At 60.1% G+C, this 23616-nt stretch carries 26 protein-coding genes and 1 tRNA gene; 11 read left to right on the forward strand and 16 right to left on the reverse strand.

Features of this window, described 5'->3' with window-relative positions:
- Nucleotides 1-19: 19 nt before the first annotated feature.
- Nucleotides 20-934, reverse strand: coding sequence for a glycosyltransferase family 2 protein (locus MW046_RS06820; RefSeq protein WP_368411311.1), 915 nt, complete (start codon nt 932-934; stop codon nt 20-22).
- A gap of 98 nt (nt 935-1032) precedes the next feature.
- Between MW046_RS06820 and MW046_RS06825 the strand changes: the two genes are divergently transcribed.
- Nucleotides 1033-1695, forward strand: coding sequence for a helix-turn-helix domain-containing protein (locus tag MW046_RS06825; RefSeq protein ID WP_247992387.1), 663 nt, complete (start codon nt 1033-1035; stop codon nt 1693-1695).
- Here MW046_RS06825 and MW046_RS06830 read toward each other — a convergent pair.
- Complete coding sequence (locus MW046_RS06830) at nt 1682-1867, reverse strand: hypothetical protein (protein ID WP_247992388.1); 186 nt, start codon at nt 1865-1867, stop codon at nt 1682-1684. The genes MW046_RS06825 and MW046_RS06830 overlap by 14 nt on opposite strands.
- 50 nt (nt 1868-1917) lie before the next feature.
- Between MW046_RS06830 and MW046_RS06835 the strand changes: the two genes are divergently transcribed.
- Nucleotides 1918-2064, forward strand: coding sequence for a hypothetical protein (locus MW046_RS06835; protein ID WP_247992389.1), 147 nt, complete (start codon nt 1918-1920; stop codon nt 2062-2064).
- A 54-nt stretch (nt 2065-2118) separates the two neighbouring features.
- On the opposite strand, the gene MW046_RS06840 is transcribed toward MW046_RS06835, so the two are convergent.
- The 5 genes from MW046_RS06840 to MW046_RS06860 are packed head-to-tail and all read right to left on the reverse strand — an operon-like array spanning nt 2119 to nt 7135.
- Nucleotides 2119-3762 (reverse strand): potassium channel family protein, encoded by a 1644-nt coding sequence (locus tag MW046_RS06840; protein WP_247992390.1) that lies wholly within the window; start codon nt 3760-3762, stop codon nt 2119-2121.
- 50 nt (nt 3763-3812) lie between these two features.
- Nucleotides 3813-4310 carry a DUF7519 family protein gene (locus tag MW046_RS06845; protein WP_247992391.1) on the reverse strand — a complete coding sequence of 166 codons (498 nt, stop codon included), beginning with the start codon at nt 4308-4310 and terminating at the stop codon, nt 3813-3815.
- Complete coding sequence (locus tag MW046_RS06850; RefSeq protein ID WP_247992392.1) at nt 4307-5623, reverse strand: DUF58 domain-containing protein; 1317 nt, start codon at nt 5621-5623, stop codon at nt 4307-4309. Before MW046_RS06850 ends, MW046_RS06845 begins: the two co-directional genes overlap by 4 nt.
- A complete protein-coding gene (locus MW046_RS06855) occupies nt 5613-6194 on the reverse strand; it encodes a DUF7269 family protein (protein ID WP_247992393.1) in 582 nt (193 codons plus the stop codon). The genes MW046_RS06850 and MW046_RS06855 overlap by 11 nt, the downstream gene beginning before the upstream one ends.
- A complete protein-coding gene (locus tag MW046_RS06860) occupies nt 6191-7135 on the reverse strand; it encodes a DUF4129 domain-containing protein (protein ID WP_247992394.1) in 945 nt (314 codons plus the stop codon). The genes MW046_RS06855 and MW046_RS06860 overlap by 4 nt, the downstream gene beginning before the upstream one ends.
- Before the next feature lie 84 nt (nt 7136-7219).
- Between MW046_RS06860 and MW046_RS06865 the strand changes: the two genes are divergently transcribed.
- From MW046_RS06865 to MW046_RS06875, 3 genes are all read left to right on the forward strand, one after another.
- Nucleotides 7220-7882, forward strand: coding sequence for a metallophosphoesterase family protein (locus MW046_RS06865; protein WP_247992395.1), 663 nt, complete (start codon nt 7220-7222; stop codon nt 7880-7882).
- A 191-nt stretch (nt 7883-8073) separates the two neighbouring features.
- Nucleotides 8074-9486: a helix-turn-helix transcriptional regulator gene (locus tag MW046_RS06870; protein ID WP_247992396.1), complete on the forward strand. Its 1413-nt coding sequence runs from the start codon at nt 8074-8076 to the stop codon at nt 9484-9486.
- Nucleotides 9487-9591: 105 nt separating this feature from the next.
- On the forward strand, nt 9592-10716 hold the full coding sequence (locus MW046_RS06875; protein ID WP_247992397.1) for an ABC transporter substrate-binding protein: 1125 nt from the start codon (nt 9592-9594) through the stop codon (nt 10714-10716).
- Nucleotides 10717-10752: 36 nt separating this feature from the next.
- On the opposite strand, the gene MW046_RS06880 is transcribed toward MW046_RS06875, so the two are convergent.
- Nucleotides 10753-12624 carry a cation:proton antiporter domain-containing protein gene (locus MW046_RS06880; RefSeq protein ID WP_247992398.1) on the reverse strand — a complete coding sequence of 624 codons (1872 nt, stop codon included), beginning with the start codon at nt 12622-12624 and terminating at the stop codon, nt 10753-10755.
- Between the two features lie 285 nt (nt 12625-12909).
- Here MW046_RS06880 and MW046_RS06885 point away from each other — a divergent pair, with 285 nt between their 5' ends.
- From MW046_RS06885 to MW046_RS06895, 3 genes are all read left to right on the forward strand, one after another.
- Nucleotides 12910-13374 (forward strand): hypothetical protein, encoded by a 465-nt coding sequence (locus tag MW046_RS06885; RefSeq protein ID WP_247992399.1) that lies wholly within the window; start codon nt 12910-12912, stop codon nt 13372-13374.
- A 90-nt stretch (nt 13375-13464) separates the two neighbouring features.
- Nucleotides 13465-13549, forward strand: a tRNA-Ser gene (locus tag MW046_RS06890).
- A gap of 89 nt (nt 13550-13638) precedes the next feature.
- Nucleotides 13639-14673, forward strand: a complete 1035-nt coding sequence (locus tag MW046_RS06895) for an enolase-like domain-containing protein (RefSeq protein ID WP_247992400.1) — start codon at nt 13639-13641, stop codon at nt 14671-14673.
- 6 nt (nt 14674-14679) lie between these two features.
- On the opposite strand, the gene MW046_RS06900 is transcribed toward MW046_RS06895, so the two are convergent.
- The gene (locus tag MW046_RS06900; RefSeq protein WP_247992401.1) at nt 14680-15684 is read right to left on the reverse strand and encodes an ROK family protein; all 1005 of its coding nucleotides are present in this window, start codon (nt 15682-15684) and stop codon (nt 14680-14682) included.
- 177 nt (nt 15685-15861) lie between these two features.
- Here MW046_RS06900 and MW046_RS06905 point away from each other — a divergent pair, with 177 nt between their 5' ends.
- A complete protein-coding gene (locus MW046_RS06905) occupies nt 15862-16722 on the forward strand; it encodes a polyprenyl synthetase family protein (RefSeq protein WP_247992402.1) in 861 nt (286 codons plus the stop codon).
- Nucleotides 16723-16739: 17 nt separating this feature from the next.
- On the opposite strand, the gene MW046_RS06910 is transcribed toward MW046_RS06905, so the two are convergent.
- Nucleotides 16740-17594: a UbiA family prenyltransferase gene (locus MW046_RS06910; RefSeq protein WP_247992403.1), complete on the reverse strand. Its 855-nt coding sequence runs from the start codon at nt 17592-17594 to the stop codon at nt 16740-16742.
- 233 nt (nt 17595-17827) lie between these two features.
- On the opposite strand from MW046_RS06910, the gene MW046_RS06915 reads away from it, so the two are divergent.
- Nucleotides 17828-18079 (forward strand): hypothetical protein, encoded by a 252-nt coding sequence (locus MW046_RS06915; RefSeq protein ID WP_247992404.1) that lies wholly within the window; start codon nt 17828-17830, stop codon nt 18077-18079.
- Between the two features lie 140 nt (nt 18080-18219).
- Here the strand turns inward: MW046_RS06915 and MW046_RS06920 are convergent, their stop codons facing one another.
- The 3 genes from MW046_RS06920 to MW046_RS06930 all read right to left on the reverse strand — a co-directional run bounded on the left by MW046_RS06920 (nt 18220) and on the right by MW046_RS06930 (nt 20813).
- Entirely contained in the window at nt 18220-18498 is a 279-nt protein-coding gene (locus MW046_RS06920; RefSeq protein ID WP_247992405.1) for a hypothetical protein, read from the reverse strand.
- A gap of 339 nt (nt 18499-18837) precedes the next feature.
- Nucleotides 18838-19959 carry a pyridoxal phosphate-dependent aminotransferase gene (locus tag MW046_RS06925; RefSeq protein ID WP_247992406.1) on the reverse strand — a complete coding sequence of 374 codons (1122 nt, stop codon included), beginning with the start codon at nt 19957-19959 and terminating at the stop codon, nt 18838-18840.
- Nucleotides 19960-20030: 71 nt separating this feature from the next.
- Nucleotides 20031-20813, reverse strand: a complete 783-nt coding sequence (locus tag MW046_RS06930; RefSeq protein WP_247992407.1) for a PHP domain-containing protein — start codon at nt 20811-20813, stop codon at nt 20031-20033.
- A 118-nt stretch (nt 20814-20931) separates the two neighbouring features.
- Here MW046_RS06930 and MW046_RS06935 point away from each other — a divergent pair, with 118 nt between their 5' ends.
- Complete coding sequence (locus MW046_RS06935; RefSeq protein WP_247992408.1) at nt 20932-21219, forward strand: DUF5789 family protein; 288 nt, start codon at nt 20932-20934, stop codon at nt 21217-21219.
- Between the two features lie 5 nt (nt 21220-21224).
- Here MW046_RS06935 and MW046_RS06940 read toward each other — a convergent pair whose 3' ends face one another.
- Genes MW046_RS06940 through MW046_RS06950 form a run of 3 tightly spaced genes read right to left on the reverse strand, consistent with a single transcriptional unit; the run spans nt 21225 to nt 23553 of the window.
- Nucleotides 21225-21896, reverse strand: coding sequence for a DUF8130 domain-containing protein (locus tag MW046_RS06940; RefSeq protein ID WP_247992409.1), 672 nt, complete (start codon nt 21894-21896; stop codon nt 21225-21227).
- Nucleotides 21893-22645, reverse strand: a complete 753-nt coding sequence (locus tag MW046_RS06945) for an ABC transporter ATP-binding protein (protein WP_247992410.1) — start codon at nt 22643-22645, stop codon at nt 21893-21895. Before MW046_RS06945 ends, MW046_RS06940 begins: the two co-directional genes overlap by 4 nt.
- Nucleotides 22642-23553 carry an ABC transporter permease gene (locus MW046_RS06950; protein ID WP_247992411.1) on the reverse strand — a complete coding sequence of 304 codons (912 nt, stop codon included), beginning with the start codon at nt 23551-23553 and terminating at the stop codon, nt 22642-22644. Before MW046_RS06950 ends, MW046_RS06945 begins: the two co-directional genes overlap by 4 nt.
- Between the last annotated feature and the right edge of the window lie 63 nt (nt 23554-23616).

Genomic DNA, 23616 nt, shown 5'->3' on the forward strand with positions numbered 1-23616 from the left:
TTTTTGTCTACAAACATATTTATTCTATAACCGTCACATCGAACTTTCCGTGCCAGCGGTATCGCCGGCCACTCCAGACGAACGTCCGGCGGACGAGGCCGTACAGAACGAGCGGAACGAACATGAACACTGCCGGGAAAGCCAGCACGGCCGTCCACCGGCGGACGCCTAGGACCTCGTTGACGGCGAGGTGCAACACCGTCAGGCCTGCCGCCGCGTAGATCGGGGCTAGGACCGCACCAGCGAGGACCAGCAGCGAGAGGAGAAAGGTCCCGGCGATGGCACCGGGGAAGTGCCACCGAAGAATCTGCGTCCACCGGACCGGGCGCTCGACCGCCTCGTGGATGGTTCCCCCGATGGGGACGATACGAGTTCGGCCGACGTTCGTTACCTGGAGGTGCTCCATGAGGAGGCCGTCGTCGCTGACGGTCCGTCGCAGTTCATCGAGAAACGCGGATTCGTCGATGTCGGCTCGCTCGAACATGACCGCGCCGCCCCAGATCTGGTTGCCGAGGGTGAGAGGTAACGAGCAGGCCGAGGCGTACAGCGGTTCGAGTAGCATCGACAGGGGATCCCGCCCGACGAAGTACGGCACCTCAGACACCGGCCCATGGGTCTCATAGTCCGCGCTGAAGGTCGCAAGCCAGTCCGAGGGGTGGTGGAAGTCGTCGTCCGTCCAGACGAGGCGGTCATGGCGCGCGGCCTCCATCCCGGCAGCGATAGCGTTGGCCTTCCCCGAACAGCCCTCCGGCTCACCGGCGGCGATGAACCGGATACCCTCCGGATGCTCTTCTCGCTCGGTGACGGGGTCGTCCTCATCATCGTGGCAGATCAACAGCTCGTCGCTGTCCCGGAGTTGGGTGGCCAGCTCCCCGCATGCGTCGGTCCACCTCGTCGTCGGTAGGAGGACACTCATCGGCGGCAAGTCAGACATGGTAGTTGATCTTTCTTGCCGGGGACAGTGAGCGCGCTGCCGGCGATTCATGGACGCTTATGGTCAACAACTTTAGGGTGGCGCTGTGTCGCCAACGTATGCGCTACGTCACCATCGTGGCCTACCCCGACGAGGGGGGAGTCAACCGGCTTGACCGGCAGGTCAATGAGCTCGGCCTGGAGTACCGAGCCACTCACCGCATGGAGCTTCTCGCTGACGACACCGTTGCGATGTTCGCCGAGGGCCGTGGCGACGTCGAGAGGCTCCGTCGGGTTCTGTCGGAGGCCCCCGAGGTCTTCGAGTTCTCGATCACCGGCGACGCTGCCGGATTTTTCTCCTATACACGCTATGCGGCGGACGACCTGACTCGGATGCTCATGGAGAGCCGGCGCGAGTCGTCCTACTTGATCGACATGCCGGTCGAACATACCGACGACGGCGGCCTCCGAGTGACCTACATCGGGACGGAGGCGGCCTTCGCCGACGCGCTCTCCGAGCAGCCGGAAGGTGTCAGGGTTGAGATCGAACGGACAGGTCCGTACACGCCCGCGCCCCGCCACGTCGTCTCTCGGTTGACCGGGCGCCAGCGCGAGGTGCTCCGGGCGGCAGTGAACCTCGGCTACTACCAAGAGCCCCGCAAGGCGACCCACGACGAGATTGCAACGGCGACCGGGCTCTCCGAGACAACCGTCGGCGAACACCTCCGGAAGATCGAGGCGACCGTGTTCTCATCGCTCCACGTCGAGATTACCGATCGCTGAACTGCCGCCCGTCTCGTGAGACTCCGGCTCCGATAGCTGCTCGCTTGCTGAGGTCTGTGTGGATATCGCCCGGTCCGACCTCCTTGGACCCGCCGTGGTACTTTACCACAAGCACGACCAGTACGAACGTCACCCCGTCCACCTGCAACAGATCGGCACGCGGTCGGCTCACCTCACAGTGCAGACCATCGGTCCTCCTGCAGGAGTGGCCGTTGGATTGGCTTGGTTCCACAACCGAGCAAACGATTCATCAAGGAAGCTCAAGCCGCCGATGCGGACGGCACCACTTTCGAGAGTCCGACATACATTCGGAAGAACATCGCCAACGAGTCGAATGACGATTACACGCCTACCGCACTCATCGGTTAGAACAGGCGTCTACCGGCTTAGCCCCTGCGTTTAGGTAACGCGATCGATGGTGATTCACTCCACCGAGAGCAGCTCAGTGAACCGATTCGTATCCTCGTCGGTACCAGCAATGATCAGCCAATCGTCCGCCTGGATACGGAGATCGGGCTGAATGTCAGTGATCACGTCGCCTTCTCGTTCGACACCGAGAATGGTACAGCCCGTTCGCGAACGGACCTCTGCGTCACCGACGGTGTGACCGGACAGCCGTGGAGCACTGGTTCGTATTACCTGTATCTGTGCGTCGAGCGAGACGACCTCTTCGTTTTCGAGGATCGTGGAAGCGAGCATTCGGCCACTGACCGTCGCCAGCGAGAGAACGTACTCGGCCCCAGCCCGGTACATCTTCGCTATCGTTTCAGACCCTTCGGCGCGGGCGATGATCTCGATCGACGGGTTCAGGTCCCGAATGATGAGCGTGACGAACTGGGCGATGGTGTCGTCGGGAAGGGCGAGAACGACCGTATGAGCCGATTCGATGCCTGCCTCACGCAGCACGTCCGGATCGGTCGCCTCGCCAACGACGTCCACATCAAGGAGATCAAGGCGGTCGATGATCGTACACGGCACGCCAGCGTCTTCGAGGCTATCAACCGCGCTGTGACCGACTTCACCGTAGCCGATGACGATCGTTTTCCCCCGCTCGAAGTGCCGCACGTCCGAGACGGCGTGTTCTTTGAGTGCTTCAATGCGGGACGACCGGCCAGCAATCATGAGGATCGTCCCCTGTTTCAGCTCCGTGTCAGGGGGTGGCGGCGTTTCGAAGTTACCGTGAAACCACGCGCCAATCACGTTGACGCCCGCCTGCTCGCGGATACTGCTTTCGATGAGCGTCTGGCCGCTCAGATCGCTCCCTCGATGGATCGGCAGCTCCGCGATCTCGAAGTCCTCACCGAGATCGGCTGCCCCTCCGAGGTCAGTCGTCACAGCGGTCGTGAGTTTCGTCGCTAACCCCTCACCCAGCAACTCACGAGGAGAAAGCACCGTATCAGCACCAGCGAGTCGGTGATACGTCGACCGCTCCGGTTCGTCCACGACACTGATCACCCGAACGTCTTCGGCTGCTTCCTTTGCCGTCAGCACAATGCTCACGTCCCGCTCGTCGGAGGTATCGGTGACGACCGCAGTGGCCATGTCGATCCGTGCGCGCTCGAACCCTTGCACGGATTCGGGATCCGCGTGGATGACGGTGTGACCAGTCTCGTATACGTCTACTGCCCGGTCCCGATCCGGTTCGACGATCACGTAGTCGACCTCCCACGACTCCAGTTCCGCGATCAACGTCTCTACGCGTGGCGTGTACCCACAAATTATCACGTGATCAGACATATCCGTTTCGATCGCAGTCGGAACGGTGATCGAAAACGCCGCCTCGAACAGCGGCACCACAAATACCGGGAGTGCGATGAAGATGAGCACGACGCCAGTGATATCCATGATCATGACGAGGACGAGAAGCTGTGGACTTTGCCATCCTGCATCGGCCCCGTATCCGGTCGTCGTGAACGTCTCGACGACGAACTGGAGCGAACGGAGAAACGATCGGTCGGTCGCTCCCTCGTAGACGACCATTCCGAAATGGTACACGATGGCGTAACCGAGCATGATGATTCCGAGCGCGAGCAGATAATACGTGAGACGACGCCGCCATCTGTCCATATGCGCTCATTTCGATGATTCTTGAAAACCGTTCGGATCGCCGTCCTCGATCAGCCTCGGTAGGCGGCTCCTACGATCACCGCCCCGAACAGTAACAACACGAGCACTGTAACCGGATATTCGCCGTCAGCAACCCGAAAGACGGCGTACCCGATGCCCGTGACAACGGCCGCTGTAAGCGTCGTGACCGCGGTGTGGACGGTAAGCGCACGGGACGCATCAGCAGTCCGACCGAGCGTCCGGCCGAGATCGGTCGCCTGAAGGCTAGTGTCCCACGAGAGAACGAGACAGGCCGTTCCGAGCAACAGCGCCTCGGGGCTGGCTCCTGTGAGTCCAGCAACGACCACCCCGGCGACGAGAGCGCCGACGCCGAGTGTCGTAACCGGATCCCGCCCGGAGGCAGTGCCGATCAGGAGGACGAACACACCAAGCAGCGAGAGGAGAAGCGACGAAATGCCGACCGCCGTTGCGATTACCACTCCCATAGCGAACAGTCCGGAGAGACCGACGCCCAACTGCGACGGCCGTGTATCAACCGCGGTCGTCATTTGAACCACCTGCGTGATGCTGTTTGTACCGATTTACGGAGCGGTTCCGTTCCCCACTCGATGACGCGGATGCCATCGTCACGGAGCGTTCCACACCGTAGCGATCGCTCGATACCCGCCAATCGAAGGCTCGCATCAGGGGGAGCATCTCGATGGGAACCGTCGACCTCCGTCGGGTCGGGACTGAGGACTGTGGTGGGGTGACCGTGGGCGTGTAACTGGCGAGCGACGGTCGCCGCGTAGCTGTCGGGCAACGGAGAGCAGAACACGATCTGCGCACCGGTCGGCAGTCGGTGACGAAGCCGTCGGAGGCTCGTCATTTTGAGAAACGGCTGTTCGGGTGGCGTCGGGGCGAGCGCTGGATGGGTGCTGAGCAGTTCTCTGGCGTGGGCACGATGAGCCGTCCCGCTGGCGGGGGCGAGCCAACACTCCGTGGGTGAGAGGGCCGCGATACCGACGCGGTTGCCGGTAGAGAGCAGTCCATCGAACACCGTACCCGCAGCCGTGATCGAGCGTTCGAGGGCTGGCCGGTCGTTCTGATCCGGTGCGACGTACGCCGCAGTGCGCGCATCGATAAGGAGCACGACAGTAGCAGAGCGTTCCCGTTGGTACTCGACAGTGGTAAGCTCGCCGGTGTAGGCTGTGTGGTTCCAGTCGATACGGTTCGGTGGATCACCGTGCCGATACTCCCTGACTGAGTGAAAGACGGTCCCGGACCCGCCTGCCGAGGTCGCCACCTGTCCCGTGCCACCGGCAGCGTTGTCGTACAAGGGAAGCGCAACCGGTTCCTGGCGCGAAAGCGGGGGGCGACAGGTGATCGTCTCGTCGCCGTCAGATTCGACAGTGCGCCGGCGTTCGATCGTTCCACTCGCGTTCCGTGCGATCGCTACCACCGGTTCGAACCGGTGAACACCACGATGTGCGCCGACGGTGTATTCGAACGCTGCTGTTTTTCCGGGGCGAAGCGCGGTGCCGTGGCGTGGAGAGCCGTCTTCGACCGTCATCGCCGGAGGGACGCCGTCGACGACTCGAAGCTCCGGACACAACGTATCGCCCGTGTTCGTCACGGTTACCGTAACCGTGACGCTTGCGTCGGGAGCAGGAGTAGCGTCCGAAACGCGCCGTTCGACATCGAGATCAACGGCTGGTGGGCTGTCCACGCGGGAGGCAACCGCGAAGACGACGGCGACGACACCCGACAGGACCAATCCCGGCCGGCTAGCGAGGATACCGACACCGCTCACCAGCAACGCAATGGCGTTCACACCCTGCCAACGACGGGTCGACCGGACGACCGGGTACTCAGCGTCCATCGTCCCTCCGGCGGTCGGCAGTAATCCGCTCTGAGAGAGCGGTGACAGCGCTGTGGGCCTGTCGCTCGAACACATTCGTGCCAGTTACTACCATCCCAACGCGCTCCGACAACGGAGGCCGATGCTTCTCGTGAGTAAAAAACGCCGCCGCTGACGGATCGTCGGTCCATGCCCCTGTCCGAAGCCGCTCGCGTGCGCGTTCCGGTGTGTCACCGTCACATCGTACGAGTACCGCGACTGCCGTCTCGCGCAGTCGATCGCGGATCCGGTCTTGCTCAACGGCGACGGCATGCCGATAACGGCGGCCACCGACGGACGGACGGAGGTCGACGTTCGATTTCGGACGAGACGAAACCAGCCGTCGTTCCGGTTCGGGTAGCGACGGTGCATCGACCGCCCGGGAATACCGGCTGTACCCGGCACGGGCAGCTTCCACTAGCGACACCACTCCGATGACAGAAACCAGTACAGAAGATCCCGAGGGGATCATCGAGAGCACGGTCGGCTCGACGACGGCGACGAGACCAGCGAGAACGGCGAGCGCGCCCATCCCAAGGAGTACGCGATTCATCGATCCTCCGTCTCAGTAGGCTCGTCCGCATACGTCCGTTCGATCCGTCTGAGCGCAGCGCGCGCACGACGTTCACGCCGATCGGTGACTGCTCGGTCGCCGTACCGGGTCGTTTCGAACAGCCGGGTCAACTCATCGACATCTTCACGCGCCATACCAGCCGCGGTGGCCGCTCTGGCGAACTCACCGGGGGTACTGGTGTCTCGGGGAAGATCGAGATGGGTGGTCATCTCCCCCCACGCGCGATAGATCGCGTTCGAGAGCGCTTCATCAGCGTCGATGCTGTCAGCGGCTCGTCCGGCAGCCGTCCCAACGGCGTGGATTTCGGTTCGACCGACGTCGTTTGTCGTACCCCGCTCCGAATGGTTCGGAAAACTGTCGCCAGTCGTGCGGTCGAGAACGAACAGTCCCACCACGACCGCGAGACCGAGCACCACCAACAGCACCACAGGAGCGTCGAGAGCCGACGGAACGTCCGATACCGCGATCGCATCGTCACCCGAGGGCACCGGTGATCCGCTCGGGACCGAGAACTGATCACCCCCGAACAGCCCGTTTTGTGAGTCCTGAGAGGAACCGGGAGTAAAAGCGTGGTACAACACGAACAAGACGAGTAGACACCCAACTGCCACGAGAGCCACTGGAACGAGAGACCGCCATCCCTCCTGATACACCTGCACCACGAGAGCCACGAACCCGAGAACGACCACTACACCGAACAGCAAGCGCAACACCGTTATGAGGGCGGGATCTGCCGATCCCGTCTCGATCGGTGAAGACCCACCCGAATCGAACGTCGACTCGTCGCCACGCACGCCAGCGTCGTCGCCCGACTTCATCCCAGGATCATCCCGCACGACATCAAGCGTCGACGCCGACATCGAGAGCGCCACCACCGCGAGCAACACGAGTACGATCGGTGTGAGTCGGTGTCTGTTCACATGATTACTCATTTACTCCATCATAAAGGATGCACCGACCTATCATTACGGAAGGTTGAAGGACAGATAGGACGGACTGTGTGTATGCGAATCGGTGTCATCTCCGACATCCACGCCAACCGCGTCGCGCTCGATGTGGTGTTGGAAGCGATGCCGCCGGTCGATCGACTCGTATGTGCGGGTGACGTGGTCGGATACAACCCACAGCCGGCCGCGTGTGTCGAGATCGTGCGTGGAGAGATGACGTGCGTACAAGGTAACCACGACCGCGCTATCGAAACGCCCGAGCGCTATCGATCGAACGAGTCGGCCTACGAAGGACTACAGTACGCCGCAGACCAACTCGATTCGGACCAGCGCGAGTGGCTTCAGTCCCTTGTCCCGGCCACGACGCTGTGTGACGGACAGGTTCGAATCGTTCACAGCCATCCAACCCACCGTGGTCAGTACGTCTGGCCCTCGGAGTTTCCGGCGCTCGAACCGCACCTCGAATCGGAGGACGTATTGATCCTCGGACATACGCACGTCCAACACCACGAGATGGTCGATGGAACGCTCGTCGTGAATCCCGGAAGCGTCGGCCAGCCCCGCGATCGAGACCCGCGTGCAGCCTTTGCCGTCATCGATCCTGACGCACAAACGGTCGAGGAACACCGCGTGAGCTACGATATCGAACGCGTCCAAGCAGCGATCGAAGCTGCTGGTCTTCCATCGTGGACGGGAAGTCGTCTCGAACGCGGTCGGTAAGCTACCATTTGGGATCGTTTCGGACCGTTTCGAACCGTTTCATTGCGCGTTCTGTCGGCGGAATCCCGTGAATAGAACAGAAAAGGTCTATGTGTGAGGGGGGTGTCGGTTATGGTATTGGTAAGAGAATGTCGAGGGACCCACGCTCCGGATCACGTGTACGCCTGGTCCTGATCGTGTGCGTACTCCTTGTGGGTACGGCCGCTGGCCCGGTAGCCGGAGCACCATCCATCACTGTCGACGACCCTTCCATCAGGGGAGCGACGAACATCGACACCGCCTCGAACGATACGTACGTTGCGGGCTGGGAGCCACACACGATCACCACGACAGTATCCGGTGATCCTGGAGAATATCAGGCCTGTCTCACCATGGAATCCGGGGTAGATGATCGGGAGATCGAGTGCACGCCGGTCACGGTCATGAACACCTCCGAAACGGTAGAAATCGAACGGTCGGAGTGGCCGGACAACGCGACCGGCACCCAAACCGTCTCGGTCACCGTTTTTGCCAACAACTCCTCCGATGAGCCACTCAACGCGTCAAGCACGCAGCTCACAGTGCTCAGCCAAAACGGCGACCACGACGACGACGGCGTTACAAACAAAAAGGAAGTCGATGAGGGAATCGATCCGACGCTCAAAGACACTGATGGTGATGATCTGACGGACCGAGAGGAGTTGTACGCTGTCGGTTCGAACCCGAACGAATCAGACACGGACGGCGATGGGTTATCAGACGGCGTGGAGGAAAACAACTACGGCACCGATCCGACCACGAACGACTCGGATGGGGACGGATTGACCGATCCGGCCGAGCTGAACAAACACGGGACAGATCCCACCAGTATCGACACTGACGGTGACAGCCTGAGCGATTACGAAGAGGTACACGAGCACGGGACGAACCCGAACGAGAAAGATTCCGACGACGACGGACTCGACGACGACAAAGAACTCTCGTTGGGTACGGATCCGTTGGATGCAGACACCGACAACGACGGTCTCGAAGACGGGGCAGAGGTACACCAGCACAAAACGAGCCCAACGGACCCAGACACGGATGACGACGGTCTCAAAGACGGCCCGGAGGTACACGAACACGGCACCGATCCCTCGAGTCCGGACACCGACGGCGACGGCGTCGACGACGCCACGGAGATCGAACGCGGAACGAACCCGGTCGATCAGAAGTTCTTCCTGTTGGCACCGACGGAAAATCCCCTCCAAACTGCGGCAACAGTCCTCGGGGGCGGACTGTTGATCGGGGGCGTCTGGTACTGGTGGCGACGGCGCAGGGACACAACGGCAGACGAGAACACGGCGCTGTCTGCCGACCAAGACCACCAAACCGACGAGAAGAACACCACGCCGGAACCGCTCACCGACGAGGACCACGTCCAACAACTGCTCACGGAACACGGGGGACGGATGCATCAGTCCGACATCGTCACTGAAACCGGATGGTCGAAATCGAAGGTGAGTCGACTCCTCTCACAGATGGAAGACGAAGGGCAGATCACCAAGATCAGCGTCGGGCGCGAGAACCTCATCACCCGCCCGGGAGACGAACCGAAACACGCCGGCTCGACGCTCGGTGAGTAACCGTTTTTCGCAGCTGTTCACACCGAAGATACGCATGTCTGTTCTGCCGCACCGTCACTACTGAAATCGATGCCGTTTTGAGTATTTAGGCTAGCCTAAAGAACGATGACGAACTCGAACATCTCCCGTCGCGGGTTCCTCCGCGGAGGGATCGCTGCAACGGCCACAAGCACGCTGCTCGCAGGCTGTCTGGGCATGTCCGGCTCCAATAACGGATCCAACGGGGGATCGGAGGATCCGTACTCGGTGTCGATCAAGCCGATGGGTGAGGTTACCGTCGACGGCGTTCCGGAAACGTGGTTGGCAAACAACGGGAGTTGGGCGGATATGGGGATCGCGTTGGGGCAAAAGCCGCCCGAGGGGGTGTGGCTCACCGATCGGTATCACACTCAGTATTACGACGCGATCCCGGAGGTGTCCGTGGATAAAAGCGGCATGACACAGCTGTACAGCGACGGCATCAGCAAAGAGGTGTTCTATCAGATCGAAGCGGACGTACACGTCATGGATCCGAACTTCATTCTCAACCGGTTTAAGGGAATGAACCAAAACGACGTCAACCAGATCGATCAGAACATCGCTCCCTTTTTCGGAAACACCATCTTCTCTCGGGGGTACAAATGGCACGACTACCGGTATTACACCCTCTATGAAGCGTTCGAGAAGCTATCGAAGGTGTTCAAACAGGAGCAACGATACAAGGAGTTCAAAACGCTCCACGAGGAGTTCCAGAAGACGATCGAATCTTCGCTTCCACCCGAATCAGAGCGTCCGAACGTTGGGATCTTCTGGGCAGGAGGGAACGAGCCGACGGAGTTCTCACCGTACGTCATGGACGAGGGAACGAGCTTCAAGCAGTGGCGGGATCTGGGCGTCAACGATGCGCTCGCGGAATCCGACATCGGAAACCTCCACTCATCGCGCACCCACGTCGATCTGGAGACGATCTTGAAGGTCGACCCGGACGTGTTGTTGTTCCGCGGGCACGAAGGTCAGACCGAATCCGAGTTCAACGAGACGCTGGTTTCGTTCCTGAAAGAGCATCCCGTGGCGAGCAAGCTCACCGCCGTCAAAAACGACATGGTGTTCCGTGGCGGCCCGCTGTATCAAGGACCGATCACGAACCTCGTGGTGACCGAGCGGGCAGCAAAGCAGGTGTATCCCGACGCATTCGGCGACGTCACGCTGTTCGATCCCGAAGCGGTCGCAGGGATCGTTAACGGCAACTGACGCGCCGGACGCGTGATTGACGGCGACGAACGGCCATCACGTCTGGAACCGACCCGGATCAAACAGTTCGATCGCCTCCCTGACGGCGTCTTGCCGTCCGATGATCGTGAGATGGTCGCCGCGTTCGAATTCGAAATCGGGAGTCGGAACGTGAGACTCCTCTCCTCGGCTGACAAGACCGATGATACAGCCGTTCGGGAAATCATCTCCCAGCGAACCGATCTTCGTTCCGGCCATCGCGTCGCTCGTGATTTCGATCTCTTGAACATCCCCACTCCGCTCGAGTTCATTCATCCACTCCGTGAGAGCAGGTCGTTCGATCGCGTTGTCCATCGCCCACGCAACCGACAGCGTAGAGGAGATGGTCCGGACGCCGAGTTCTTTGAAGGCGTTCACGTTCGAACGATTGTTCGCTCGGGCGATGACAGTCTCGACGTCGAAGGACGTCCGAGCGAGCTGTGCGACCAGCAGATTCACGTCGTCGTCGCCGGTGGCGGCTGCCATGATTTTGGCGTGCTCCGCGCCAGCCTCGCGCAGCGTTTCGAGATCGGTCGCATCGCCTTCCTGAACAGAAAATCCCATCCGTTTTACCGTCTCGACCACGTCGGGGTCCTGTTCGACGATAACGACGTTTTCACCACGGTCCTCGAGTCGTTCAGCGAGCGTACGGCCGACACGGCCGCCGCCAACAATGATTGCACGCATCGGTATCACATCCAAATATTCCGCGAGGTGTCGGGCTAATCCGCCTTCGAACAGGACAGTTAAGAGGATGACGAGAAACACCGTTCCAGTCAACAGCGTTGCAGCGTCGTTTTGTCCCAGTTCCTGTAGCTGGAGGGCAAACAGCGTCGCAATGCTGGCCGGAATGATCCCCCGTGGAGCGACTGCCGCCATCCAGATCCGTTCTTTTGAGGTCATCTGCGTTCCGTACGTCGAGAGCCCCACGATCAACGGGCGGATGACCAACACGACCGCGATCACGACTGCAAGTCCCCCAAATCCAGTTGCGAACAACGAATCGAACTGGATCAGCGCGCCCAGCGTGATGAAGACGAATGACAGGACGAGCAGCGACAGATCGCCGTTGAATGCCTCGATCCCCTCCTCATAGGAGAGGTCGGCGTTGCCGAGGACGATACCCACTGTTACGGCGGCAGCGATACCGGCCTCGTTCGCCCCCGGAACCGCGTTTGCAGAGGTGTATGCGACGAGGGCCCCGGCCAACGCGAGGAGACGGGCGGCCTGAGGCGTGTCGTTTGCGGGGATTTGGGTGTGTTCGAGCAGATACCATACGATCCCGGCGACGACCAGCCCGACGAGCAATCCGGCCCCGAGACGCATGATGAACGAACCGATCACGTGCGTAATGCCAGAACTCGGTGTGGTGATGAAGTGAAACACCACAACGGCGAGGATCGACGCGGTGACGTCGTTCGTTACGCCCTCGGTTTCGAGGGCGGCAGCGACGCGATCGTGAAGGCGGACAGTCTGTAAGATCGGAGTGATCACGGTCGGCCCGGTGGCCACGAGCAACGCCCCGATCAGAAACGCGATCTCCCACCTCGCCTGTAAAAAGGCGCGAACGGAGATGGCTGTCCCAACCAAGGCGATCACACCACCGATGGTGACCAGCCGAAACGTCGTTCGGGGTGCCTCTCGAAACTTCTCCACCTTGAGATGGAACGCCGCCTCGAACATGATGAGCGCCACGCTCAACCCGACGATCGTGTTCAGTGGTCCCGTCCCGAACAGCTCCAACGATATCAGCCCGAGTCCCTCTGGACCGACGAGAATCCCCATGATGATGAGAAACAGCACACTCGGGACCTGGAACCGATCAGATAGTATCTGAGCAATAACCCCTAACGAGATGATGAGGACGACTAGCTGACTGAGTTCACTCACAGTCGTCGCCCCCCTGTACTGGTGTGCCCGACATCACTCTCTTCATCAGAGATTGTATTGTTGAATGAAAAAGTATTGATCGATGTATCGATCGCCGGATCGTGTTTGGAACCAATCTTGTCGAGTATCGTTTGATATCGTTGCCTTGATAACACCATACGAAATACCTTGCTTGTGATGTCGGACTCCGAACGAAGCGACGATAGTCATTCGACAACGCAACCAAATGATTCAACAAACAGACATGTGAATGGAGAAGAATCCCACCAGTCTGTAACCACGGAGATGCAGCCGCGGGTTACCCGACGGGACACAGCCAGCAGTGCGGTCAGTACGTTCCTCCAGAGCGAAGCGGCGATCGGCCAGATGAAATCGTCGCTAGTGTTGTTCGCCGCGATAGGAATCGGTCTCGGGATCGTGGGGAGCACGCTTTCCGGTTCGGTCGGAACACTCGGCCAAGACATTGCGATGGCGACCATCATACCGATCGCACTCGCGACCCCCATCGTCGGCATCATTCCTGGTCGGCAGATCGGCAACCACCAGACCGATGCCCAACCGCTGGCAGTGTACGCACTGGTAGCGATCACGACGGGCGTGGGTGCCATCGTCCAGTTCATGATCGCATCTGTACTCACCGCCGTGGAAGCCAGTGGGACCAGCGTTCCGGATCTATTCGTGTTCTCGTTCGTTGTCGCGCTCGGGACCATCATCGCGGGACTCGGTAGCGCGTTCGCCGTTCGAAACTGAAACTGATCGGCCACGCGATGGGGCTCCAAAACACCGAACCGGAACGGAAATCGAAACCGACTAAATGGAGGACGTTGTATGAGCCACTGAGCCGGAGTAGCCTAGCCTGGCCAAGGCGGCAGATTCGAAATCTGCTGTCCTCACGGACTCGAGAGTTCAAATCTCTCCTCCGGCGCTCCCGTTTTCATTCGAACGCGCTTCACCATTCCCGAGCGGAAAGTACGGCGGATCAATCTTTTTGTTCACCGCCGTCCAGTGAAATGTATGACGCTGTACGATCAGTTGGCGCAACTGCCGATAACGATCGAGAGGTACGACGTTTCACTCACCGAGCGCGCAACATCGAGCGGCTTCACGCGCACGACGACGACGATCGAACTACACGGAGAGAACGCCGTCGGCTATGGGGAAGACGTTATCTACGATAACGAGCGGCATTATTCGTTCGTCGATCAGCCCACGACGCCGCCACCGGGATCGTACACCCACCGGACGTTTTCGAAAGCAGTAGGTGCGCTGGCTCTCGCCCCGGACCCGACCGAGCAGGCCTACCGCCGGTGGGGGTTCGAGAGCGCCGCGCTAGATCTCGCACTCAAACAGGACGGAACGAACTTCGCGGCAGTGCTTGGAGAGGAGTACGACCCGGTACGATTCGTTGTGAGCACTCGGCTCGGTGATCCACCGACGTTCGAGCGCATCGAGACGCTGCTCGAACGGTACCCCTCGACCGAGTTCAAACTCGACCCGACGAGCGAGTGGACACCCACCCTCATCGACCGACTCGCCGAGACGGGTCGGGTTCGCATTCTCGATCTGAAGGGCCACTATGAGGGAACCGAGGTGGATCAACCCCCCGATCTCGAACTGTACGAGCGGGTACTGGAACGGTTCCCCGAGGCGATCGTCGAGGATCCGGCACTCACCGACGCCACCGAGGAACTGCTCGCTCCCAACACCGAGCGAATCTCGTGGGACGCGCCGATCCACGGCGTCACCGACATCGAAGCGCTGCCGTTCGAACCCGCCGTGCTGAACATCAAGCCCTCCCGGTTCGGATCGTTGGAATCGTTGCTCGAAACGATCGAGCACTGCCAGTCTAACGGTATCGAGATGTACGGCGGGGGTCAGTTCGAACTCGGCGTGGGACGAGAACACGTCCACGCGCTCGCCTCGATGTTCTACCCTCACGGTGCCAATGACGTCGCTCCGACGGCGTACAACGATCCTGAACTGACTGCGGAGCTGCCGACGAGTCCGCTCTCACCGCCGCGACAGCCGACCGGACTGGGCTGGTCGTAGTCACGCTTATTTTCGAAACTGTTCGGGATTATCGGGACGGGTATGACCGTCGGCCAACAGCGCGCTAGCAAGCGCGCCATGAACGACGACATCACCGGAGAGCGTCGTCAACTGCACGTCGGGCACGTTCGTGAGCACCATCTCGGATAATCGTTCGTTGATCGGATCGAGGATCAACTCGGGGTTGTTGAGCGCCACCGCACCGCCGACGTTGATGACCAACGGCGCGTAGGTGTGTACGAGATTCGCCATCCCGACCGCGTTCCACTTACCGATGCGCTCAATGACGTAATCCGCGAACGGATCCGTTCCCGCGTGGGCAAACAGCTCCGCCGCATCGAACGGAACGTCAGCGGTGTCAGCAGTGGAAGAAAGCGGAAGGTCCGTTTCCATCGGGTGTTGTTCGTACAACTGCTGTGCGTATTTCGGGATGTTGTTACCCGAACAGTAGGCCTCCCAGTGGCCGTCTCGACCACATCCACACGTCATCATCCCGTCGGGATCGACGAGCATGTGACCGATCTCACCGGCGTTTCCGTCCCAACCGGACAGCAACGAGCCGTCGACGGCGACACCAGCACCGACGCCGCTCGATATCGTGACGTAGATCATGTCATCCGGAGCGTACTCGCCGTAAAATCGTTCACCGAGTAGTCCAGTGTCTGCGTCGTTCCGGAGTACGACGCGATCACCACCGATGAGGGATTTGAGCGGACCGGAAAGCGGAATTCGATCGATGGTGTCCGGGAGGTTGGCCGGGTTTTCGATCACGCCTGCGGCCAGATCGAGTGGTCCGATCGATCCGACGCCGACGACACTGATCGACGACGGATCGATCCCTGCTTCCTCACAGGCGTCGCGAACCACCGACAGCACAGTTTCGGTCACAGCGATACCGGTCGGACCTTGGGGGGTTGAACGGGTTGCGGCTCCGATGACGGTTGCGGTCGCGTCGGCCACCGCCGCCCTGGTGTTCGTCGCGCCCAGATCGACGCCCGCATAGTACTCCATCGGTTTAGAAGCCGGTCTGACGTTACTTAATTGCATAGATTCACTCGGACGTGAGTCCCATCGATCCGTACAGGTTCGTCGCGGACGAACCGAAGCCCAATGGGATCCTGAACCGTCGGCGACACGGACTGTCTCATTCGTCACCTACAAACCTCGCCCCACGAACTAGGTGAAACGATGGAGTATCTGCAGACCCGGCGAGACCGCGTCGAACAGCGGTTGGAATCGGTCCTCGACGACGTGGCCCCGAACACACTCGGTTCGGAAGTTCGACACGTCTCGTTGGCGGGTGGTAAACGCGTTCGCCCAACCATAACTGTTTTGACGTGTGAGGCTGCCGGTGGGACGATCGACGGTGCGCTCGATTTCGCAGTCGGCATCGAGCTCGTCCACAACGCCTCGTTGGTCATCGACGACATTATCGACGATGCCGACCTCCGTCGGGGCGTTGCGAGCGCGTGGAGTGCGTTCGGGTACGGCCCGGCGATTATCGCAAGCGATGGACTGCTTGGGGAGGCGTTCGACCTCTTTTCGGCGAATGAAAGCGCCATGCGAGTCGTCGCGGAGGCGATGGTCGAACTCGGCGAGGGCGAAGCGTCGGAACTCGTCGACCGTCCCGAGACGGAGTCCGAGTACATGGTACTCGCACGCCGGAAAACCGGTGCCCTGTTCCGTGCTGCCGCCGAACTCGGCGCGATCGCTGCGGACGCCGATCCATACACTGTCGAGGCGTTCGGTCAGTACGCCGAACGCGTGGGAGTGGCGTTTCAGATCCGCGACGACGTGCTCGACGCCACCGCTAAAGCCGAATCGTTGGGGAAACCCGTCGGACAGGATGCTGCCATGGAACGACCGTCGCTCGTCCAGATCGCTGACCTGACTCCCGAGCAGGCCAACCAGCGCGCGCACGAACAGGCTGAGGCGGCCATCGATGCGCTCACGACAGCGGACATGGATACCACCACCACCCCCCAAAGCCAACAAGCACTCGAGTATCTCCACGATCTTGCGGAGTTCGTCGTGGTCCGCGACCAGTAACGATCGCCCGCTCGTCATCAACGAAGGGGTTGAAACCAGACGGCTGCGACCAACAGCGCGAGAAAGACGTACGTACCGCGGATGAGGATCATGGTCGCTAGTTCCGCGTCTCGCTCGCGTGCCATCCCAGCGATCCCGGCGAACGCGAGTACAGCGACGATACTGCTTGGTGGAATGATCGGTGTCAGGACGCTTCCGATGACGACGATCGCAAGCCCGACTGCCATAAGCCCCGTGGCGAGCTGGCGGGCGCGAGCGCGGCCAACGACGACCGCCACGGTTCGTTTCTCGATCGACCGGTCGTACTGGTAATCGGTCGCATCGTCGATGATCTTGACTCCCGACAACACCACCAGAAACACGATCGCGTACACGATCGGCGTCGTCGATAGTGACGCTGCCTGTGCGTAGTATCCCCCGAGGATGGTGGTGCTAATTCCGAGCGGGTAACCGACAGTCGCACCCACGGGATGGGTGTCGAGCTGTGGAGCGTGGAAATAAGCGATGAGCCATCCGGGAAGTGCAAGCAACGCGGCGATCGGATCGACGGCGACGGCGAGCATCCCCAACCCAACGAACACGAGCGTGGACGCGCCAAGGAGTGCGAGCCGACAGCCCCGACCGGTCAAGGGATGGCTCTCGTCTTCACCCCGTAGATAGAAATCCACGTAGCCGTCCTTGACGTGGGCAGTGTACAGCTCACAGAACACGATCCCCCCATGAAGCACGACGATCTCAAGGGTTAACGCAGGGGCCAACACCGCCCCGAACGCGCTGGCCGCCACCGCCGGCAACATGAACACCGGATGGACCTGCGACCCAAGCGCGCGGAGTGTGGCGCTCGTCCCTCTCCCGCGGCGTGTGACACTCATATGTACCGGGTGAACACCGCTTGCAATAAGCGATCCGGCGGAATATGCTTATAACCCAACCATTTATATAAAGATATAAATCATCGAGCAAACGGTAGTCGAGGATCCAACGACCGTTCGCAACGATGTTGTTACTATGCCATCGAACGGTTAATATGGTCCTATAAATTGACATTATGTGAATGATGGCGCTACTAGAGAAGTACGGATCGTATCGAGGGAAATGTGTCATATTGGTATCGATTGCGATCACTATCGGAGCACTGGTTCTCGGTTACTTTCTGTTGGGTTTGGTGGCGTTGTTCGTCCTTCACTCGATGTACATTTCGATCGAAGATGGCAACTACAACGTCATCCTCCCGATAGCAGTTGGTTGGTTGATAGCGATGCTGACGTATTTGTCACCCGATAACGAATTGGCAATCAGTATCATCGCAGGCATCGCTGTTTATATGGCGTTCACCCACTACCAGCGTGCGACGTGACGCGTTCCGACGGTCGCTGTGGACTCGCTGCTTCGTACGATTAGCAACTAAGAAACCGTCGGCGAGATCGATGCGACGGAACTGCTGTAACTGCAGCTTGCGGTTTCAGAGAAAGGAGAAAGAACAGTAGTCGAATTACGTTATCGGCCCGAGTGGCTAACGGTGATCTTCACATCGAACCCGGTTCCGGGGACGTGGAACGCTCCGTCAGCGCGGTGGAACTGCCGCGCGGCACGAACGAACACGACGACCGCACAGACGACGGCCGCGATTCCGACGATCCGAACCGGGTCGATCAGCGCCCACATCACGACTGGCATGGCCAGCGCCATCCCGAACAACGCGAGCAACGACGACCCGTCGGGAACATGCGGTTGATCGATCGGACGATCCTGCGACGAAGGTGGTTGTGGTGGCATCATGGTGTACGTCAAGCGGACCAACACCGATACTGGTGTGACCGCCTCTCAATCAGACATTGAGTATCCAGATACAAAAAACTTCAGATTACTGATTAGAATTGAGAAGAGATAACAAAACCCATGATAATGCTTGAACCCCCATGATTTAGTATGCTCATCCGATCTTTAATGATAGTTTGGGGTCAGTACACTCAGTAGTACTATTTAACACCAGAAATCAATCATTACTAATGGTGTGGTAATGTATCGTATGCGATCTGTTCAGTCAGTGCAGACGGAGGCGACAGCCGGAGCTATCGATGTCGTCGAAACGGTACTCGTCGGACCGAGTGCGTATTACCGAGCGGCGGCGGTTGCGTCGTCCATGCGTTCGAGGGCGTCTTTGATCCGTTCGACGCCGGTGGCATACGAAATGCGGGCGTGACCGTTGCCGCGGTCACCGAACGCCTCGCCGGGAACGACGATCACGTCCCGAGCGAGCACCGCATCGATCCAGCCGTCGGGCACCGTCGGCATCGCGTAGAACGCCCCGTGGGGGGTTGGCGTGTCGAGACCGATGTCGTCGAGACCGTCGAGCAGCACGTCACGGCGCTCCTCGAACGCCGATACCATCCGACCGACCACGTTCTGTGGTCCGGTGAGTGCGGCTTGAGCAGCGTATTGGGCAGGTGCGCTCGCGCATGCTTGGACGTACTGGTGAACGCGCAACATCCGTTCGGTGCGCTCGTGGCTGGCAGCGACCCAGCCGAGCCGCCAGCCGGTCATGGAGTACGCTTTCGAGCAGGCATTGACGACGACCACGTTGTCCCGTTCCGTGAACGCCATCGGTGAATGGTGGTCGCCGTCGAACACGATCCGTTCGTACACCTCATCGGAAAGACAGAGCACGTCGTGCTCGTCGGCGATCCGCGCGAACGCACGCATGTCCGCCTCCGATTGGACCGCGCCCGTCGGGTTCGCCGGACTACAGACGATGAACGCCGCCGTGTCCTCGGTGATCGCCGCCTCGACGGCGTCCGGATCCATCGTCAGATCGTCCCGGAGACCGATCGGCTTGGGCGTTCCGTCCGCGAGATGGGTGAGTGCTTCATAGGAAACGAACCCTGGATCGGGGATGATGACCTCCTGACCGGAATCGACGTGGGCCTCCAAAGCGAGATGTAGCGCTTCGCTCCCACCTGCGGTAGCGATCACGTTCCCCGGATCAACGGTGAACCCGTTGTCTCGCTCGTGTTTGTCGGCGATCGCTTCCCGGAGCGACTGGAGTCCTTTGTTGGAGGTGTAGCCGTCGACCGTCCCCGATTCGATGGCGGCGGTGGCGGCGTCTCGCACGTGGTCGGGCGTCGGAAAATCCGGTTGTCCGATCCCGAGATTGATCGCATCCTCGCCTGCGGCCTCGAACACTTCCCGAATGCCGCTGATCGACACCGCCTCGACACGAGATGAAAACTGTGGCATGTCTCGTAGCCAGCACCGCGTGGATATATGAGTGGTGTGGTACTCACCCTCTGACGACGGTCGAACGTGCTTCAGTCACGACGGCATCGCGTTCGGAACCTGTGGTACTCCGCTTCGCTCAGTCCGGCCCGTCCGAGCGTTCGGTCGTGAGCGTCGCTCCCGCCAGTAACGACGAGATCGTTCTCCCGAATCGTCCGTTCGACCGGCTGGAGATCGACGTCGCGGCCGTAGTCGTAATGGTACTCCACGCCGTCGAGCGCAGCTGCCAGCGACAACGCTCGGTCCTGATCGTCGTACCGCAGTGGATGGGCGAGACTCACCAGTCCACACGCATCCTTGAGAAGCGTATGTCCACGTTCGAACGACGGAACGCGCCGCGGGACGAAACAGGGACAGTCGTCGCCGATGAGTCGATCGAACGCGGCGTGGTAATCGCAGTCGATCGCGCTCTGTTCGATTGCGCGCGCAATATGTGGCCGACCCACGCCGGGTTGCAGTTCGATATCGAGCGTCACACCCGTTCGGCGTTCGATGCGCTCTACGATCTCGTTGGCGCGCTCGATGCGGTTTTCCTGTAACCGGTCTATCTCCGCACAGAGTGCCTCAGTGGGACGAACACCGTACCCGAGCAGATCGATCTGTTGCCCGTTTCTTTCCACGCGGAGTTCGATCCCGTGGATGACAGTCACCCCGCCGATCTCCTTGACTGGAGCATTGAGAAATGGGACGAGGCGGTCGTGATCGGTAATGGCAACGACGCTCACACCGGCCATAGCAGCTACCTTCGGTACTGCATCCGGTTCCAACGCTCCATCGGAGTTCGTCGTGTGTACGTGTAGATCGGCGACGACCATACACATCCTACTACCTCCAGAACCAATACCACGCATCCTTAATCGTCTTTAATGAGACTAATGAGACATGGTGAATTCATACTGAACTTTTATGATGGTTTGGAAAGTGATCTGTAGTATGCGGCTATTCACCGATGCCGACGAACGATTCGAGGCCCATAGTTACCCGGCAACGACGCGGGAATTGATCGAGGAGTACGGCGATCTCGAACTCGCGTTGCCCAACGGGAGCGAGACGATCGAAACGGCGCTCTCGCGCGTCGGAAACGAAACGTATCCCGACGCGGAAGCGGCTCGATTGGCCATCTACGGCGCGGTGAGTGACAAAGCGATCGGTCGCAAGTACTACTCCGACCGCGATCCCATCGCCCCCGGCGAGCAAGGTTACGATCAGCTCTCCTTTTGAAGCGACTACAGATCGGGGAGGAGGCCTTTGGTGGAGATGGTGATCGAAACCGTCGGCTGATACGCGTAATACGTATCTCCATCCTCGGGTCGATACTTGAATAGATACTGCCAGTCGTCGGGCGTCATGCGCTTCTGGCGCGAATCGTTGCTACTGTTGTTCCGTCGAGTTGGGGTGACGGAAGCGGATCGGCCCATGCTGTTTCTCTGCAATTCGTACGTTCCTTCGGTCGTGATCGTATCGCCGCGAATGGTGTACTCCCGGGTGATCGGCGTTGCCGGCTGGAGCGTCTGCGTGATCGGCTTGCTTTGCAGCTGTACGCTCCGGAACCCACCGCCGACGGAGACGTTCACACCCTCGGCTTCGTCGTACCGATCCGACAACAGCAGGATCTCTCCGTACTCACCGTTTGCGCGTCTGAACACCGGTACCCCGAACGGCCACAGGTTCGTGGTGCGGAGTTGGAGCGGCGTCTCGCCCGTGTTCTCAAGGGTGAGCGTCAGCGTTGGCGACCCATCGATCGTGACGTCGTGCCCGGAGAGGGTCGCATCGATCCGCAACGGATCGTCGGTCTGTTCGATGTCGGGGGCCGATAACGTGTATTCGTCTCGACCGAGACAGCCTGCCATCCCGAGCATCGACGCGCTGATCGCTCCCAACAGCGTGCGTCGTTTCATCGGATCCCCTCCGTCGTAGCCCGCACGGAATCGTTCGTGTACGCAACGAAGATGTCCTCGATCGAGGCGTCCTCGTCCGCGTCGATTCCAGCTTTGAGTTCATCAAGGGTTCCTTCCGCGATGAGTCGCCCGCTGTGGAGGATACCGATCCGGTCACAGACGAGTTCGACCTGTCCGAGGATATGACTCGAAAAGAACACCGCTGTGTCTCGTTCGCGTTCTGCCCGAACGATGTCTCGTACCGTTCGGACGCCGTGGGGATCGAGTCCCGTAAACGGCTCATCGAGGATGAGCAGCTCCGGGTCGCCGACCAGCGCCATGGCGAGCGCCAGCCGTTGTTTCATCCCTTGTGAGAACGTTCCAGCAGGATCGTCGATCACGTCGGTAAGCCCGACCCGTTCGAGCAGTTCCTCGGGATCGTCGTCCGCGCCTTTCGTGTCGATCACGAACCGCAGATGACGACGGGCGGACAGCTTGTCGTAAGTGCTGTACCCATCCGGCAGGGTACCGATCCGAGAACGCACCTCCGCGCCGTCGGTGTGTGGATCCTGTCCAAGTACGCGCACTGTTCCCTCGGTCGGTCGTCGGTAATCGAGCAGCATACTGATCGTCGTGGATTTTCCCGCTCCGTTCGGCCCGAGAAAGCCGTACGTTTCGTCGTCTCGCACCGTGAGCGAGAGATCATCGACGGCAACGGTGTTGTCAAAGCGTTTCGTCAGACCACGGAGTTCGATGCTGTTATCGCTCATATGACATCACCTCGCGTGAAACGGAGCCACGCAAGCCCGATCGGGACGACCGCCCACACGGCTAGGACGAGTAGTCCTCCCGCCTCGTGTAAGTAGAGCGGTGGATCCTGTAGTGTCGTCTCGACGATCGGAAACGCGCTCACCTGAGGGGAAGAGGAAGCTTGGGTCGTTCGTACCACGCCGACGTACCCCCGCGCCGCGTTGCCCACGCCTAACAGCCAGTTCGTGAGCACAGTGTAGGCGTTGCCTGGTGCTAGGCGGAGCAACAGAAAATACACGCCACCCGGCTCGAACGCTTGGACACCGGTAGCGGTGGCGGTGCCGGCACCGGTGTCAGTGATCATTCCGTTCAGCCAACGGATCATTATTTGCCAAAATACGAACAGAGGAAGATACAGCCCCGCGAAGACGCCGACCGTCGCAGTGATGGCTCGCCGCGTGACCGCCGATATCGCCACGGCGATCGATACGAGCACGAGCACGTACACCAGCGTCGTGAGCACGACAGCCACGAACCGCAGCGGCGAAAACAGTCCGTATCTCACGAGCCCGTAGCTAGCGAGTGCGAGACACGCCACGAGCACCGAAGCGCCCAGTCCAGCCGTCCGACCGGCGATCTTTCCGAGCAGCACGTCGGTTCGTGTCAGCGGCAGCCCCAACGGGAACTTCAAGCTCCCGGACCGACGTTCTTTGATGATCGAGCGGTAGCTCAGCAACAACACTCCCAGCGGGAGCAACATCGTAGCGAAATTCTGTATGTACGCAATGGTGATGTCGGGACCGATGCCCCGATAGCCGATGTAGCTCGGTTGATAGCCGAAGTACACGAGCAACAGGGTGAACAACCACGTTCCCTTGTACCGAACGATCCCGCGAAACTCCTTGCGGGCAAGCGGAAACCAACGCATATTCCGACATCACGACAGTGTGTTGTAATTGTTTCTATTCGATGATGTCTATGAATTGGAGGT

Source organism: Halocatena salina, assembly GCF_023115355.1.
Lineage (GTDB): Archaea > Halobacteriota > Halobacteria > Halobacteriales > Haloarculaceae > Halocatena > Halocatena salina.

Excerpts from the sequence above, each read along its gene's own strand:
- MW046_RS06820 (WP_368411311.1), bottom strand. The coding sequence starts at position 934 with ATGTCTGACTTGCCGCCGATGAGTGTCCTCCTACCGACGACGAGGTGG.
- MW046_RS06825 (WP_247992387.1), top strand. The coding sequence starts at position 1,033 with ATGCGCTACGTCACCATCGTGGCCTACCCCGACGAGGGGGGAGTCAAC.
- MW046_RS06840 (WP_247992390.1), bottom strand. The coding sequence starts at position 3,762 with ATGGACAGATGGCGGCGTCGTCTCACGTATTATCTGCTCGCGCTCGGA.
- MW046_RS06845 (WP_247992391.1), bottom strand. The coding sequence starts at position 4,310 with ATGACGACCGCGGTTGATACACGGCCGTCGCAGTTGGGCGTCGGTCTC.
- MW046_RS06850 (WP_247992392.1), bottom strand. The coding sequence starts at position 5,623 with ATGGACGCTGAGTACCCGGTCGTCCGGTCGACCCGTCGTTGGCAGGGT.
- MW046_RS06855 (WP_247992393.1), bottom strand. The coding sequence starts at position 6,194 with ATGAATCGCGTACTCCTTGGGATGGGCGCGCTCGCCGTTCTCGCTGGT.
- MW046_RS06865 (WP_247992395.1), top strand. The coding sequence starts at position 7,220 with ATGCGAATCGGTGTCATCTCCGACATCCACGCCAACCGCGTCGCGCTC.
- MW046_RS06875 (WP_247992397.1), top strand. The coding sequence starts at position 9,592 with ATGACGAACTCGAACATCTCCCGTCGCGGGTTCCTCCGCGGAGGGATC.
- MW046_RS06885 (WP_247992399.1), top strand. The coding sequence starts at position 12,910 with ATGCAGCCGCGGGTTACCCGACGGGACACAGCCAGCAGTGCGGTCAGT.
- MW046_RS06895 (WP_247992400.1), top strand. The coding sequence starts at position 13,639 with ATGACGCTGTACGATCAGTTGGCGCAACTGCCGATAACGATCGAGAGG.
- MW046_RS06900 (WP_247992401.1), bottom strand. The coding sequence starts at position 15,684 with ATGGAGTACTATGCGGGCGTCGATCTGGGCGCGACGAACACCAGGGCG.
- MW046_RS06905 (WP_247992402.1), top strand. The coding sequence starts at position 15,862 with ATGGAGTATCTGCAGACCCGGCGAGACCGCGTCGAACAGCGGTTGGAA.
- MW046_RS06910 (WP_247992403.1), bottom strand. The coding sequence starts at position 17,594 with ATGAGTGTCACACGCCGCGGGAGAGGGACGAGCGCCACACTCCGCGCG.
- MW046_RS06920 (WP_247992405.1), bottom strand. The coding sequence starts at position 18,498 with ATGCCACCACAACCACCTTCGTCGCAGGATCGTCCGATCGATCAACCG.
- MW046_RS06925 (WP_247992406.1), bottom strand. The coding sequence starts at position 19,959 with ATGCCACAGTTTTCATCTCGTGTCGAGGCGGTGTCGATCAGCGGCATT.
- MW046_RS06930 (WP_247992407.1), bottom strand. The coding sequence starts at position 20,813 with ATGGTCGTCGCCGATCTACACGTACACACGACGAACTCCGATGGAGCG.
- MW046_RS06935 (WP_247992408.1), top strand. The coding sequence starts at position 20,932 with ATGCGGCTATTCACCGATGCCGACGAACGATTCGAGGCCCATAGTTAC.
- MW046_RS06940 (WP_247992409.1), bottom strand. The coding sequence starts at position 21,896 with ATGAAACGACGCACGCTGTTGGGAGCGATCAGCGCGTCGATGCTCGGG.
- MW046_RS06945 (WP_247992410.1), bottom strand. The coding sequence starts at position 22,645 with ATGAGCGATAACAGCATCGAACTCCGTGGTCTGACGAAACGCTTTGAC.
- MW046_RS06950 (WP_247992411.1), bottom strand. The coding sequence starts at position 23,553 with ATGCGTTGGTTTCCGCTTGCCCGCAAGGAGTTTCGCGGGATCGTTCGG.